This window comes from Pedobacter sp. KBS0701, assembly GCF_005938645.2.
In the GTDB taxonomy this organism is placed as follows: Bacteria; Bacteroidota; Bacteroidia; order Sphingobacteriales; family Sphingobacteriaceae; genus Pedobacter.
The window spans coordinates 298,557-314,598 of sequence record NZ_CP042171.1; the positions used below are offsets into that span (position 1 = coordinate 298,557).

At 39.4% G+C, this 16,042-nt stretch carries 10 protein-coding genes and 1 other RNA gene; 8 read left to right on the top strand and 3 right to left on the bottom strand.

The window, feature by feature from the left end; all coding sequences use genetic code 11:
* Positions 1 to 305: 305 nt before the first annotated feature.
* Positions 306 to 1,421: an alpha/beta hydrolase-fold protein gene (locus FFJ24_RS01035; RefSeq protein WP_138820396.1), complete on the bottom strand. Its 1,116-nt coding sequence runs from the start codon at positions 1,419 to 1,421 to the stop codon at positions 306 to 308.
* 537 nt (positions 1,422 to 1,958) lie between these two features.
* On the opposite strand from FFJ24_RS01035, the gene FFJ24_RS01040 reads away from it, so the two are divergent.
* Positions 1,959 to 2,438: a hypothetical protein gene (locus FFJ24_RS01040; RefSeq protein WP_138820397.1), complete on the top strand. Its 480-nt coding sequence runs from the start codon at positions 1,959 to 1,961 to the stop codon at positions 2,436 to 2,438.
* 904 nt (positions 2,439 to 3,342) lie between these two features.
* Here the strand turns inward: FFJ24_RS01040 and FFJ24_RS01045 are convergent.
* A complete protein-coding gene (locus tag FFJ24_RS01045) occupies positions 3,343 to 3,933 on the bottom strand; it encodes a GIN domain-containing protein (protein ID WP_138820398.1) in 591 nt (196 codons plus the stop codon).
* A gap of 382 nt (positions 3,934 to 4,315) precedes the next feature.
* Here FFJ24_RS01045 and ssrA point away from each other — a divergent pair.
* Positions 4,316 to 4,682: a transfer-messenger RNA gene (ssrA, locus tag FFJ24_RS01050) on the top strand.
* A gap of 65 nt (positions 4,683 to 4,747) precedes the next feature.
* Here ssrA and FFJ24_RS01055 read toward each other — a convergent pair.
* Complete coding sequence (locus tag FFJ24_RS01055; RefSeq protein WP_138820399.1) at positions 4,748 to 5,458, bottom strand: DKNYY domain-containing protein; 711 nt, start codon at positions 5,456 to 5,458, stop codon at positions 4,748 to 4,750.
* A 403-nt stretch (positions 5,459 to 5,861) separates the two neighbouring features.
* Between FFJ24_RS01055 and FFJ24_RS25915 the strand changes: the two genes are divergently transcribed.
* The 6 genes from FFJ24_RS25915 (at position 5,862) to FFJ24_RS01080 (ending at position 15,849) form a co-directional block, all read left to right on the top strand.
* Positions 5,862 to 6,032: a hypothetical protein gene (locus FFJ24_RS25915; RefSeq protein ID WP_168202353.1), complete on the top strand. Its 171-nt coding sequence runs from the start codon at positions 5,862 to 5,864 to the stop codon at positions 6,030 to 6,032.
* Positions 6,033 to 6,044: 12 nt separating this feature from the next.
* Positions 6,045 to 6,236, top strand: a complete 192-nt coding sequence (locus tag FFJ24_RS01060) for a hypothetical protein (RefSeq protein ID WP_138820400.1) — start codon at positions 6,045 to 6,047, stop codon at positions 6,234 to 6,236.
* Positions 6,237 to 6,797: 561 nt separating this feature from the next.
* Positions 6,798 to 9,074 carry a catalase/peroxidase HPI gene (gene katG, locus FFJ24_RS01065; protein WP_138820401.1) on the top strand — a complete coding sequence of 759 codons (2,277 nt, stop codon included), beginning with the start codon at positions 6,798 to 6,800 and terminating at the stop codon, positions 9,072 to 9,074.
* Between the two features lie 545 nt (positions 9,075 to 9,619).
* Complete coding sequence (locus FFJ24_RS01070; RefSeq protein ID WP_138820402.1) at positions 9,620 to 10,348, top strand: hypothetical protein; 729 nt, start codon at positions 9,620 to 9,622, stop codon at positions 10,346 to 10,348.
* Positions 10,349 to 11,065: 717 nt separating this feature from the next.
* The gene (locus FFJ24_RS01075; protein ID WP_138820403.1) at positions 11,066 to 14,266 is read left to right on the top strand and encodes a TonB-dependent receptor; all 3,201 of its coding nucleotides are present in this window, start codon (positions 11,066 to 11,068) and stop codon (positions 14,264 to 14,266) included.
* A gap of 26 nt (positions 14,267 to 14,292) precedes the next feature.
* Positions 14,293 to 15,849 (top strand): RagB/SusD family nutrient uptake outer membrane protein, encoded by a 1,557-nt coding sequence (locus tag FFJ24_RS01080; protein ID WP_138820404.1) that lies wholly within the window; start codon positions 14,293 to 14,295, stop codon positions 15,847 to 15,849.
* Positions 15,850 to 16,042 lie beyond the last annotated feature (193 nt).

The window sequence follows — 16,042 nt, forward strand, 5'->3', positions numbered from 1 at the left end:
TAAAAAATCGCCGTCATTTCGACTGAAGCGCAGCGAAATGGAGAAATCTTTGAACTGGAATTGCAATAAATCTTTAAACTATGTTAAAAGATTTCTCCACTGCGGTCGAAATCACGCCCCTTGTATATCTGTCATCAACCATCCGATGTATTTGAAAAATTCTAACCTCTACCACTGACAGACCATTCCAAGAAAGGTCGTCATTGCGAGGAGGAACGGCGAAGCATTCTATCATGCAAGTAATTACTATAATTCGTTAAAACCCCTGCCATTCATATTGACTTTGTACAGGTTGCCAGCGTAATCTATTTAAATAATAGCGGAGCAAGTTCATGCAGGCTCCGGCGCCAGGTCTGAAATTCGTGGCCGGTATTTTCCGAAACATAAGCAACTGCATTATAGCCTGCTTCTTTTAATGCCGAAACAGCATTTTTTACGCCTTCAGGACGTTCCTTGCTTCCACAGCTAATAAAAATTAATCGCGGTTTTGCTTTGTCTTTCAGCTCAGAAGAGTTGTATATTCCGCCACTAAGCAGCGCATAATAGCCAAAAAGTTCCGGTTTGTTTAGTGTAATGGTGTGCGTCTCCATGCCACCCATCGATAGTCCTGCCATGGCACGACCATTTGCGGTGGCCGTAGTTGAAAAATTGCTGTCTATATACGGAATGAGTTCCTCGGTTAATACCGTTTGAAAACCATCAATTTTAAAGTCTTTCATGTGCCCCCATTTGGTTTCATTGGTCATTCCGTAGGTCATCACGATGATAAATGGCTTAATTTTTCCTTCTGCAATCAGGTTATCCATAATCAGGTTCGCACGGCCCTGATTACTCCAGGCAGTTTCATCTTCGCCCCATCCATGCTGTAAATACAGCACCGGAAAACGTCGTTTATCTTTGCCATAACCTGGCGGTGTGTAAACGTATGCCCTGCGCGAGGAATTTGTACTCTTTGAAGGAAAAAGGATTTGCTGCACATGTCCATGGGCTACATTTTTATCTGCGTAGAAATCTTCATCCTTTGCAGGAATTTCAATTCCACTTTCCCAACGCGAAGAGCCAAAATAGTTCATAGCACCTGGGTCATTAAATACTCCGCCATCAATGGTCAGGTGATAATAGTGGAAACCCTCATCCATGGCACCCGCAGTGGTACCCGTAAAAAATCCGTCAGCAGTTTTGGTGAGCTTAGTTCCTCCCTGACCCCCAAGACCAAGACTTACCCTGATACTGTCTGATTGAGGCGCTTTGATTCGGAACCTGGCGTAGCCTTGTGAATTGACCTGCGGGAATTGCTGGCCGGGCTGGTTCGTTACAGCAGGTTTAAAGTCTTCTTTAATTGCCTCCGGATTGTTTTGAGCCTGGCACATTCCATAGCTAAGGCTTGCTCCTAAAGCAATTATAATAAATTTGAATTTCATAATATTTGGTTATTTAAGTTGTTACGGACTTCCTTGTCTTCGATCTTCAGAATTAAAACAGATTTCCTAAAGATAATAGATGTATGCATTGAGGCATGCTTAACTTGTTTAGTTTTCTAGCAGAAATGTTTAACAGGGTCAATTACCAGTATCTTTATTTTGATTAGGGAACCATTTTGTGTTGAAAATTAACGAATTAGGTGATTTTTAACGCATAATTCAGTATGTAACCTTGAAGATACGTTTAACAAGTTCTAATAGAATGGTCGTCATCTCGACTGTAGCGCAGCGAAATGGAGAGATCTTTGTGCCAAATTATTGAACAAATTTAAAAGATTTTGCTTCGCAAAGCCCTCGGGTTCTCTAATATAGTCGAAATGATTGTTATGCTTTGAAAGTATTTCCTAGTTTCAGTTAATAAAGAATAAACTGTGTATCTGCTTTAACGCTATTTGCCTAAATAACTGGAAGTTAAATTTTGTTATTACTATGAAAATTACATATTATTTCCTAAGTTTATTACAAATCTAGTGCTTGATGGACGCGGGTGAGTCTAGAGCATTCGTTATTATTAAAGTAAATTTTATGTGGGGGAAAATTTTCGAACAAGTCGCGAAAGGCATTGCTACGGCAGGTGTTAAGGAATACCAAAAGCATCAACTCAACAAGGAAGCTGAAAAACATGGAGACATACTTGCGTCCATTGATTGTACCATCACAGAAAGTGGAATTGTTGGATGGCAAGGTGGTCGTTTAGTTATTACTAAAGACGCAATGCTTTTTAGCCAGTTGGGGAAAACAACTCAAATAGGATTCAAATTATCTCTTTCTTGGAGAAAAACTTTTTTGATAAGAGGACTTGAATATATCTTGACAGATGATCCTGTTTTATTTGGTGCAATCACTTATAAATTAATTACATTTATGGATGATGGAACTACTTATAGAATAAGAATTAAGGAATCGGATGGAGATACTTTTATAAAGGCAATCGCAGACGCGAAATGCAATCCCTAATGATCTTATGATATAACCAAGATGTCTTTGAATTTAGGTTTGTTAAGAAGCTACCAGAAGTGAAACCCCACCCTAATTTTATTGCCAAGATCGTAAACGTTTGGAAGGTGATTAATGACCCGAAGTCCGATTTTCCTATTATATCAATTTCTTTAAAATCAACTATCTTACCTGAAATTTGCCTAAATTGTGTTGCATCTAGGTAATTCGATTATAAGGCTTTTCCCGTACTCGATAGAACTTATTGGCAGGCTCTATTATCGCCTTTATCTGGCTCAGTTCTTGTATCGATGTAGGTGCAAGGATAGCCCCAAGACTCGAATTTTATAGTGAGAAGTTTTCCTCTGTCCAAAATATCTAAAGTTAGTTCCAAGAGTATCAATTTTCACTAGCAACTCTTGTGGATAAATTTTTATTAATAAATCTTTGGTTATCAGGGACTCGAATATAGATAACATTAAGGTCGTGTATAATTAGTTTGTCCTCCTGATGATGATTAGGAGTTGTGTAATTATACTAAGTCAGTAGTGCTGTATCGTGCCATTCAAATTTCGGCTCTGGATATTTTATAGTGTTAGATGTTGTTCTAGGCAAGATGAACAAAGTTATAGGTAATTAAAATGTCTTTAATACTAAACCTTTTTTTCTTTTTGTCTCGACAACGACATTTATTTTTGCACTTATGATACTCATAAGAGACCTTTCGTCAACCAAAAGTATTAAAATCAAAAGAAAGTGCATCGATTGGTATGGAGATATCTCATTAAGATATTAAATATTTTAATGCGTTAGTCCTACAGGTTCAAGAGAAAAACACCCGTTTACTATGCCAAATGTTTAGCTTTCGAAACGAACAAAAAAGGCGGTCTGTTTACAGACCGCCTGAACCAAAATATAATTCTTTTTATTTGCTAAGAGAAGCTAATGCATTTTCAGTGTTAGGGCTGGTTTTTGTATTAGCGGCAACAAATTTGTCCATAGTCAGCTTTTGTCCTTTGCCCATTACCAGCGTATGGTCGCCGGTTGAACCGCTTAAGGTTAAATCAGCGTGATCTTCAATCACTGTATACAATCCTTCGGTTTGTGAGTTTAAGTCTAGTGATGCATTTCCGCTTAGAAAAACCTGCAGGTATTGCGTATTAATTTTACCCTGTGTTTTTACTTTGGCATTATCCATTGCATGGATGCGGTAGATCTCATTTACATAAATGGTCAGTTTCGCGGGGCTGTTATCCAAAGCGCTAATTTCTAAACCATCTCCGTTCTGTGTCACCTTAACTTCCCCGGTATTCTCATCTGCATATCTGATGCCGGTACGTTTTCCCTGTATAATGGTCAGTTCTACATTTCCTTTTACTTTGATGCGTTTGAAGCTCAATACTTTTGAAGCGTGAACAGGTTTGATGGTTTCAGTTGCGTTAGCTGATAATACTGCTGAAGTAGATAATACCAATGCTAAAGATGAGGCGAATAATGTTTTGAATAAAGTTTTCATATACTTTGAGTTATTTTTATAAATGTTTTTATTGTTGTTTTGATATTAAGACGTGCAGCCACCGGAAACGTTTCAGCACAAATTACAGCATTATACCAGCCTGGGAAGCTAATCGACCAACGCCCGGAATTTAAAGACAAAAAGAGGCTTGTCGCTATACATTTTCCAGGTTTTCTTTCCCGGATTGCTGATTAAATATCTTTTTTGCCTGGAGAAATCAGTCTTGTCCTTGTCTGTCTGCTGATGCTCTTGCGGTTTGGGCAACAATCAAATCTATATTGATCCGGAGCAAGTCTTTCTACTGGCAGATAAAGCGAATTGTTATTTAACACAGTTTTTTGTATATTTGTGGTCTGGCATTTTTACCAGGAAAACTTTCTCTGGGGCCGTTCTTGGATTTGACGGGGTGGCGAAAGTTATGTTAGCATGCAGTGCGTTGTTCGGAGAGCACTTAAAGTGAACGATCACATTTTAGTTGGCGAAAATACTTACGCCTTAGCTGCCTAGTTTAGAACTAGCTTAGCTTTTGCCCCTCTAACTGCTGCATTGTTGGGTTAGAATCCGGGGCATCGAAACAACAAAGCTGGCTTTAAGGAGATACGACTTAAAGTGAGATCAAGTATCTAAGGATTTAAATAAGGTCGGTTTTCAGCCCGTTTATTTCCCGAAAATCAATTGAAAAATAAGCATGTAGAAGGTATAATTTATCTCACAACTGGACAAGGGTTCGACTCCCTTCGGCTCCACTAAAAAAAACCGAACCCTAAAAGTTCGGTTTTTTTATGCTTAATAATGTGTTTTAACTATTTGATAATCAAACATTTGATTTTTTAATTCCAAAGTAATAAATACTCTCACCACTTATTCCATAAAGCTTCTCATCAACAATTTTTACTGAAAAATCTGAAGGCTTAACTCTGTGTAATTTTCGCAAACCCTTACTCAAAGTATTTATAAAATAGACGTTGTTTTGATCGAAAGCATAATACGTATGGCTTTGATCTAAATGAAAATTATCAAAACACCCTGGTACCATTTTAAAGGTGGCTATATCCACCTCCGCTTCTCTCTTACCCTTAAAAAATAAGCTGTTGTTATCTTTTCCGATATTTTGCCATACAATACTGAAAGAATCAACATCTGCCAATTCCACATACTCGGTAATAAAAAATACTTTCTGACCTTCCCGAACATAATATTCATTATACCATTCTCCCTTACTGTAGTCATAAGGCAGTATTTTATTATACCAGTAATAACTAGCCCCATCATAGGCAATTCCCTTTGCTGCATTAACTACTTCAAAATTTTCGGGTTTTGCATTCTTAATAAAAGACGGTGTACACATATAACTGGTAACATAAACATTATTTTTATCCTTAAAATAAAATGTTTTATCCTCAAAAGCTTCTATTAATTCAAATGAATTGTAATCAATTATTTTTTTTAGGCTGGTAAATGTTTCTGAATCATAATACAAAACACTCTTGTCAATAAGCCTGAACCCATATCCTAAATCTTTCATGATATTGATGTTTAAAACCTTTTATAAACTTTAAGGTTAGATATGTAAATACAAACTCCTTAAAAAAATAACAACAAAAAGGTGTTTTTGAGAAATTCAAAAACCGATTTTTAACAAATTGTAAATTTACTAAAGTATCAAAGAAATAATAAGACTATCAAAAAATGTCATAATAGGTATGAGGTTGTTCAACTGTGATCCCTCCCAGGCCACCCGAAAATCTCTATTTATGGATTAACAAATAGTTAAACAATTAGAATAGAGATTTTTCTGACAACCTGTTTGCAGGCTTCTGATGATGATCTTTTTAATTCTAAGATGGCTTTTTTTATTAAAAACATATTTAATTTAATAACTTATAAATTGAACAATTATTTTTATATTTAATTTCAATATTTATAAAATGAGCGAAAAAGACATATTGTTACTAATTGAGCTTGCAGAGAAAAAACTTGCTGAAGTAAAAAATATGTCAAAGACAGAAGCTATTTTATCTTTGAACGACGCTGGTATTTTGACAAAAAAAGGCAAGCTGATGAGTGCCTATTCTGAATTAGAGGAAGAACCAGCTTAAGCATTATCATTAATGTACGATCAAAGGCATAATATGATTATTGGCTTTCATGGCTGTGATGAAAGTAAAGCAAATCCATTAGTAAACGATCCAGATACGATTTCATTTAGTAAAGAAAATTACGATTGGCTTGGTCATGGGTTATACTTTTGGGAAAATAATTGCGACAGAGCTTTAGAATTGGCTAAACATCACTTTACCTAAAATAGCCCACTTAAATACAAGGGAAACAAATTTCAATTTTGCACTATAAAAAGGGGCTATTATGCATGAGGCTGAAAAACCTCATGCCAACAAGCTTAATCCTTTGGTTTGTGGATGTGCGGCTTCAGATCAGGATGTTTCGGTTTGGTCTCCGGCAGAACTCTCCTTCTCTTATCGTCATTCCCCTCCTCTGTTTTGGGCTTAGGCCCAGGTTTGATTGCTTCCATAATAAATTTTAAATTAATAATTAGTTCTCGGACCAATATAAGCCCTATACAAAGCTAATCTAACCCGGATCAATTAATTTACGGTTTCCCATAAATGGTAGATATATTGGAATAAGGATACCGCCTTAAGCAAAGGAAAGATGTTGAGGACTTTATGAGATAATGCAATAGATAATTGCAAAAAGAAATTGCTGATATACCATAGTAATAGATGTTAACTATTCCGTTATAGAATTAAATGATTGTGATTAGTTATTTCAATTCTCTAAATTTATCATTATCCTGATCGACCTGTTAAAAAGGATGAGTATTTCACTAACAAAATAATATACAGATGGAAAAAGAATCAAACGATATCAGCAAGTGTCCGTTTCATAATGGCAGCATGAAAAGTAATGTAGGTGGTGGTGGCACCAGAAATGGCGACTGGTGGCCGAAGCAGTTAAAGCTGAATATTTTGCGTCAGCATTCTAACTTATCCAACCCAATGGATGGCGAATTTAATTATGCTGAGGCTTTTAAAAGTTTAGACCTGGCTGCGTTAAAAGCAGACCTTTATGCACTGATGACCGATTCGCAGGATTGGTGGCCGGCAGATTTCGGTCATTACGGAGGTTTATTTATTCGCATGGCCTGGCACAGTGCCGGAACATACCGGGTGGGCGATGGCCGTGGTGGTGCTGGTGCCGGATTGCAACGTTTTGCGCCGCTGAACAGCTGGCCAGATAATGTGAGCCTTGATAAAGCGCGTAGATTACTTTGGCCGATTAAACAAAAATACGGTCGCAAAATTTCATGGGCAGATTTAATGATTTTGACCGGTAATATTGCCTTAGAATCGATGGGTTTTAAAACCTTTGGATTTGCTGGCGGTCGCGAGGATGTTTGGGAGGCTGACGAATCGGTATATTGGGGTTCGGAAACTACCTGGCTGGGTGGCGATCTTCGCTATGGACATGGCTCTGATGGTGCAGATAAAGCACACGGTGTGGTGGTTACAGATGATGACGCCGATGGTGATGTACACTCCCGAGATTTAGAAAAACCACTTGCAGCCGTGCAGATGGGATTAATATATGTAAACCCTGAAGGACCTGATGGAAACCCGGACCCGATTCTTGCCGCTAAAGATATCCGCGATACTTTTGGCCGTATGGCGATGGATGATGAAGAAACGGTGGCCTTAATTGCAGGTGGACATACTTTTGGCAAAACCCATGGTGCCGCTTCAGCAGATCATGTAGGCAAAGAGCCTGAAGCCGCTGGTATAGAAAGCCAGGGTTTGGGATGGAAAAACAGTTATGCTTCTGGCAAAGGTGCTGATGCGATTACGAGCGGACTAGAAGTAATCTGGACCACCACACCAACGCAATGGAGTAATAATTTCTTCGAAAACCTTTTTGGATTTGAATGGGAGTTGACTAAAAGCCCTGCCGGTGCACACCAATGGAAAGCTGTAAATGCTGAAGCGATTATTCCTGATGCATTTGATGGATCGAAAAAACACATGCCAACGATGCTGACCACCGATCTTTCTTTAAGATTCGACCCGGCTTATGAAAAAATATCAAGACGTTTCTTAGAAAACCCTGAACAGTTTGCTGATGCATTTGCAAGGGCATGGTTTAAGTTGACCCACCGCGATATGGGACCTGTGACACGTTACCTGGGACCGGATGTACCACAGGAAGAATTGCTTTGGCAGGATCCGATACCTGCTGTTGATCATATATTAATTACCGAAAGTGATATTGCCACATTAAAGGCAAAAGTACTGGCTTCAGGATTGAGTGTGGCCGAACTGGTTGCTACCGCCTGGGCTTCGGCTTCTACTTTCCGCGGTTCTGATAAACGTGGTGGCGCTAATGGTGCGAGGATCCGTTTGGCACCACAAAAAGATTGGGCGGTTAACAATCCTCCGCAATTGCAAAAAGTATTGGGCGTATTGGCGGGTATTCAAAATGAATTTAATGCAGCACAAATGGACGGTAAAAAAGTTTCTTTAGCTGATTTAATTGTACTGGCAGGTACTGCTGCTGTTGAAAAAGCCGCCGCCGATGCCGGACATGCTGTTACTGTTCCTTTTACGCCAGGCCGGATGGATGCATCGCAGGCACAAACCGACGTGGAATCTTTCGGTTATTTAGAACCAGCGGCAGACGGTTTCCGTAACTACCGTAAAGCTAAATCACCGGTTGCTACGGAAGAATTCCTGATTGATAAAGCCCAGTTGCTTACTTTAACCGCACCAGAATTAACGGTATTGATAGGTGGTTTGCGTGTATTGGATACCAATTACGACGGTTCTAAAAATGGCGTCCTGACTACAAAACCAGGTCAGCTTACCAACGATTTCTTTGTGAACTTATTAGATATGGAAACCGCCTGGAAAGCCGTTGCAGAAGACAAAGAACTTTATATCGGAAGCAGCCGTTCTACTGGTCAGCCAAAATGGACGGCAACCCGCGCCGATCTGGTATTTGGTTCTAATGCCGAATTAAGGGCAATAGCAGAGGTGTATGCAAGTTCAGATGCACAAGATAAATTCGTGAAAGATTTTGTCGCCACCTGGAATAAAGTAATGAATTTAGATCGTTTTGATTTAAATTAATTAGAAATACAAGGCAAAATTTAAGAGCCTGTTTAAAAATTAAATAAAATTAATCCGTTTGTCAGTCTGAGCGTAGTCGAAGACCCTTTCATCGCATTAATAAAGGCAATCCATTACGCTTAACGTTACAGCAAAGTGCTTTGTCATATTCGCTATAAAAATTTGAACAGGCTCTAAAGACACCAATTTTGCAATGCCCCTAAAAAGTTACACACTTTCTGGGGGCATTTTTATGATAAAGAAAAAAACAGTTTAGAATTTCTTCTTTTCTTTAAAATCCCGAAAATTTATTACCTTTGCCGCATTCCTGATGAACAATCTTTTAATGTTTAGGAATTATGACAGCATATATCTACATATAGTCCCCTTCATAAATTGCCTTATCGGCGATAATTTACTATAATTTGTTTTTTATTTGATTGATTGCCTCAAGGGCTGTTCAATTTGTATTGTACAACATTTTATTTTCCAAAGAAGGGGTATATCCTTGCTCAAGGACGAATGGAGACCCACATTCAAGTTAAAGGAAATTAAATGAAAGTCCGATGGACACACATGAATTGCCATGCAGGATTAGAAGCGCACGGCAGAAAAAGCGGTCGGTAAAAACAGACCGCGACAAACAATTAATCAGGCTGAGTAAAAGAAGATCGGAGCTTTGGATACAAAGACGGGCACTGCCGATGGTACCACTTGACAAGCCCTATCAAAGAGGCTGGAAAAGATATTTTGTACTCCGTGCAGATATTGCATTTAGTGTAAGAGCTGAATTTTATACCACATTGCTGGCTAAGATCAACACAGTTGAATACCACCACGATAAAACATTTAAACGAAAAAAACGCCGTAAAGGAAGGTATGGATATGAAATCAAAAAGCAATCGCTGCGCGAACTCACCCCATATTTATGGGAAAGCAGTAGTTTAGGCCTTACCGAACAGGAGAAGGCGTGTTTTAGCCAGGTTGAAATGTACAATGTTCGCACACGCCAGCAGGAAATCAGGTATGTTTTTAACGAACCGTGGCGGTATAGGTTAAAAATTGCACCCAATATGGTTACACACAAAAAATTACTGGATACCGACCTGGTAAGGGAGCTGGATCTTATTAACAACCACATTAGAGGCAATAATTTTTGGGGACGCATGCATTCGTTAACCAATGGACGAAAGTATAACTCTTGGCGGTATTACCAGAGGTTGGCAAAATACAGTACGGTAAAGAAAATCCCGAAGTATAGATCGAAAGAAACGTATTTGGAGTTAGATTTTTAAAATTTTATCAATAACTAAAACAATTCTCAAACTTATTTGTCTTTTAATTTCATTAGTTTGTTTGGTTTAGTTTTATTGGTGGATGCGAATAAAACAAAATAATTAGCCTCATAGAAATATGGGGCTTTCTCATTTATATACGGCATTAACACATACGCCATATTGGTAAAAGCAATACAGATGACTGTTGCTGATAAGAAACCAGTTGCGCTTTCTTTTGATAAAAAAAACTGATTTTTTATCAAATTCTTAAAAATATACTTAAGTAGGTGAGGCTTAATGAATTCAGATCGCGCCATTTTTTGATTTACCGGCAATATTTATTCAAAAATTTTATTGCCTGTAAAAGTAATCATACTGTATTCGGACTGATACGAAAATGTAATGCTAATGATTGAAATAATATTCTTGATTTTGTGATAAAATAGTTAATATTGAGTTGATAAATCGATTTATCAATAACCAAATATGACGATGAGCTTAAGAATATTTATGCACTGTAGTGCAGTACATGTCTGTGTAGTTTATTTGTGTGTAGTTTTAACCCGTTTAAAATATGATTTCCCAATCATACACAATTGCTTTTAACCTAAAGCCTTCTGATTAAAAATGATGATTTGCCGTCAATTGTTTTTTATTGAATAATTCATAAAACGTTTTATCTGCTGGCAGTTTGAACGATATATTATTAACTAACCATTTACTAAACCTAAACCAATGAAAATTAATCTACTAAAGATTTCAGGGCTTTCTGTGCTTTTTTTGCTCAATAGCCCTGCTTTTTCGATGAATCCGGTTGCTAAAAAATCCGAGGGATTTTCCGGACCAAATGTACCTTTAGTGCACATCCAGAACCGAAAAGTAATTACCGGAACCGTATCAGACGAAAAAAACCTTCCTATTCCCGGGGTAGGCATCAAAAACATTTCTTCAGGTAAAACTGCTGTAACAGACGAAGGCGGTAAATTCAGCATTGAGGCCAACCCCAACGAAGTAATCCGTTTTTCTTATGTGGGTTATCAAAATAAAGATATCACCGTTGGCAATGAAGCGAATATCAGTGTTAAAATGCTACCTGCTGAAGCCAATAAGTTAGATGAAGTGGTGGTAATTGGTTACGGATCGGTGAAAAAAACAGACCTTACAGGTTCCGTTGGTGTGGTAAAGGCCAGCGAACTTCAGGAACGTCCATCTTCATCGCTAAACCAGGCACTCGCTGGCCGTATCTCGGGCGTACAGGTAAACACCAACTCGGGTAGACCCGGCGGTCAGACGAATATCAAAATCCGTGGCTTTAGTTCAATCAATACGAGCAACAACCCACTTTATGTAGTAGATGGTGTGGCTTTGCCGGTGGGATCGCAAACACAGAACAGTAACGCTATTGATTACATTAACCCAAGCGATATCGCTTCTGTAGAGGTGTTAAAAGATGCATCCTCAACGGCTATTTACGGGGCAAGGGGTGCAAATGGGGTAATTTTAATTACGACCAAAAAAGGAACAGCAAATGCCCAGCGCATTACCTATGATGCAGATTTTGGTGTAAATACACTGGCCGCACACCATGTGAAAATGCTTGATGCTTTTGAGTATGTTAAGGTGCAGGACCTGGCTTATGATAACATTAAGGTTTACGATCCGGTAGGTTGGGCAGCGGGAAGTTACGCATCTACACCGGTTCCAAAAGCAGCCAGAATTGCCTTACCTCAGTTTTTCGATAGTAATGGCAATCCAATATATAATACCGATTGGTTAAAGGAGTCTACACAGAATAAACTTTCGCAAAATCACCAGCTGGGTTTTACAGGTGGAAACGAAAATAGCACTTACGGTGTTTTTGCAGGCTATCGCGATGACCAGGGGCTTTTGCTGAACTCTTATTTAAAACGTTATTCGGGCAGATTTAATTTCGACAGTAAAATTAAACCCTGGTTAAAGGTAGGCGGTAATTTGAGCTACAATAACCAGAACGAAAACATTGTTGATCAGGGAACGGGCGGCTTAAATTCAGTCCGCATGATTACGGAAGCATTCCCTTTTCTACCCATTAAACTGGCAGATGGCAAGTGGGGCGACAATAAATTGATTCCATGGGCAGAAGGAGGCTCCAATCCGGTACACATCTTAACCGATCAAACATACGGAATGGTTACCCAAACGGCTTTGGGGAGTATTTATTCTACCGTTAGCTTTAGCAAAGATTTAGAATTCCGTACCCAGTTAGGTGCCAATATTGTGAGCCGTAACATTAACGAGTACAATGCTAAACAATTATACGGGATCTCTGATGGACAGAATGGAACGGCGAATGTAACCAATGATCGGGAAACCTTCTGGTCACTGGAAAACTATTTAACCTATAACAAACGTTTTGCCGAATCGCATGCCATTAATGCCTTATTGGGGATCTCCTGGCAGGCTACCAACTTCTTTAGCAATACCAGCCATGCTGAGAATTTTGTAACCGATTTTTATGGAAACAATAACATGGGCTCCGGAAGTAAATCGATTACGGTGGGCTCCAGCCGGAACCGGTCGGCTTTTAACTCTTATTTTGGCAGGTTAAACTATGCCTTTAAAGATAAATACCTGGTTACTTTTACAGGCAGGGTAGATGGCTCATCCAAATTCGGAGAGAACCATAAATTCGCCTTTTTTCCTTCGGCAGCACTGGCCTGGAAAGCCTCAGACGAAGATTTTCTTAAAGGAAACAAGACCATCTCTAACTTGAAATTGAGAACCAGTTATGGTTTAAGTGGTAATTCAGAGCTCCCTGCTTATCAGTCGCTTGCTACATTGGTTAATAACTCAGCCATTATTAATGATAGCAGGGTAACAGGTATTGGTATTGGCAGGTTGGCCAATCCGGACCTGGTTTGGGAAAAAACAGCACAGGTTGATGCAGGTTTAGAGCTTGGCTTATTGAACAACCGTATTAATTTAGAGGCCGATCTTTATTACAGAAAAACAACCGATATGTTATTGGATGCCCCGGTTCCACGTACCACAGGATACTCGGTGATCAGGAAAAATATCGGATCTATGCAGAACAAAGGTTTAGATTTAGGGATTAATACGGTAAACGTACAAACTGACAATTTTACCTGGAAAACCAGTTTTAATATCTCCCTTAACCGCAACAAGGTACTTTCTCTGGCCACTCCAGATGATATTTTTGGTGTGGGTAACCCAAATTTCACCAATCAAACCGGTATTATCAGGGTAGGTGAGCCTGTGGGCTCATTCTGGGGGCTGGTACGTTTAGGCACCTGGAGCGAAGCCGAAAGGGCAGAAGCAGCCAAATTTGTGAGTTACCGCGGAGGTAAAACCTTGCTTCCAGGCGATATTAAATATTTGGATGTAAACGGCGATCATGCCATTACGGATGCCGACCGCCAGATTATTGGTAACGGAACGCCAAAAGGCTGGGGATCGTTTGGTAATGCATTCCGCTATAAAAACCTGGAGCTGATTGTAGAGCTTCAATATTCTTATGGCAATGATGTGCTGAATATGACCCATCACTCAGGTGAAGACAGACAGGTGCAGGCCAATAGTTTTGCCAGCGTATTAAATGCCTGGACTCCCCAGAATCAAAATACACCGATTGCTGCAATCAGGGACCAATCTGCCGGATATGTAACCAACGTTGATACCCATTGGTTAGAAGACGGTTCTTTCATCCGTGGAAAAAACCTTTTACTGGGTTATACTTTTGATAAAACACTTGTCGAAAAATTACGCTTAAGCAAACTCCGTGTTTATGCATCTGTTCAAAATTTCTTCCTGGCCACCAGGTACACTGGTAACGATCCTGAGGTTACTACCTATGGAAATGCATTTGCTCAAGGTCAGACATTTTTCGATTATCCAAAGCCAACTACTTTTATGGTAGGCTTAAACATTGGATTATAAACATTAACTAAAGAAAGGATATCAACATGAAAATAAACATAAAAAATATCGCTGCTTTGTTGTTGCTCAGCTGCGCTATAATCGGGAACGCGGGATGTAAGAAGTTTTTAGATGAAACAGATCCCACCAATCTTTCGCCCGATAATTTTTATACTTTACCAGAACATGCAGAAGCAGGCATTGCTGCCGTTTATGCAGAGCTTCGGTTTATTGGCAACGGGGCCGGTATTTATTCCAACAACTGGCAGATGCTGGATGCGCCAACCGGCATACAATCTACCGAAACCGCACAAAACTCCGATCTGAACAATTTGTATTCACTCATTTATGATGGCACAAACTTGCATGTTAACCAAAACTGGAACGGATTTTATAAAGTAATTGCACAAGCCAACCTGGTGTTGGATAAAGTTCCGGGCATTAACCCGATGGACAATGCACAGAAAAAAAGGATTTTGGGAGAGGCTGCTTTCATCAGGGCCTGGGCCTATTTTTACCTGGTGCGTTTATGGGGCGATGTGCCTTTAATCACTAAACCGATTACCAGCCCTAATGACCCTAATTTTTCTCCTTCACGTACACCACAGGAACAGGTTTACAAACTCATTGTTGATGACCTGGTGGCTGCAGAAGCGGCCGGTTTGCCTTTTATGGATGCCAGCGGGCGTGTTTCTACAGCAGCAATTAAATCTGAACTGGCAAAGGTATATTTAACCATGGCCGGACAACCCCTTAACAAAGGAGCGACTTATTATAAATTAGCAGCAGATAAGGCCAAAGAGGTAATCGATTATTCAGCAGGTAATCAGGCATCACTTGGTTTGTTCGCTAATTATGGAGCCCTGCATGACGCAAAGAATGACAATAAAGTAGAACATTTATTCGGAATCCAGTACAATGATGCTGCCGGATCTGGTAACCCCCTGCAGTCATCTTATTTACCTTTGCACCAGCCATTGGTTTCTAAAATTGATGGAATTGGAACGGCTATTCCAACGGCCAGTTTTTATGGCTCGTATGAGGCAGGAGATTTAAGGGCTAAAAACAGAGAAGGTTATTTCTTTACCGACTATTATACCGATGGATTTAAAATGCCGCTGGTTAACCGTGGTAAACCTTATATTTTTAAACACTTCGATCTGGTTGCAAATGGAACACTAGGCGTAGAGGGAACAAGCAGGAGCGATCTGAATATTCCACAGATCCGTTATGCCGAAACCTTATTAATTTATGCCGAAGCACAGAACAGGGCAGATGGTAGTCCGAATGTTGCTGCTTATGCTGCGGTAAATACGGTGCGAAAAAGGGCACAACTGGCTGATCTTGCGGGCTTGAGTCAGACACAGTTTGAAGAAGCTGTTTGGAGAGAGCGCTGGCATGAGCTGTGTTACGAGGGCATTACCTGGTTTGATATGGTCCGCCTGCGTAAAGTGTACAATGAAAGCACCAATAGTTTTGATAATTTTGTTGGCCACATTAATAAAAGTGTAAACCAACCTTTGCAAACCAAACATTTATTGTTTCCGATTCCTACTCCGGAAATCAAGAATAACCCTAACCTGACTCCAAACCCAGGTTATTAAAAAACAGTATTTTATTGTTTCTAATGGTGGGTTCACACCTACCATTAATAATTTTTTAACAAAAACGGGTGCCCGATATTCGGATACCCGTTTTTAATTAGGTGAGAGAAACATTAATCAAAGTCTTCATCTCCTGACTAAAGCGCAGTCAAATCGAGATCTAAATAATCAATAATTACCATCTCTAATCAGT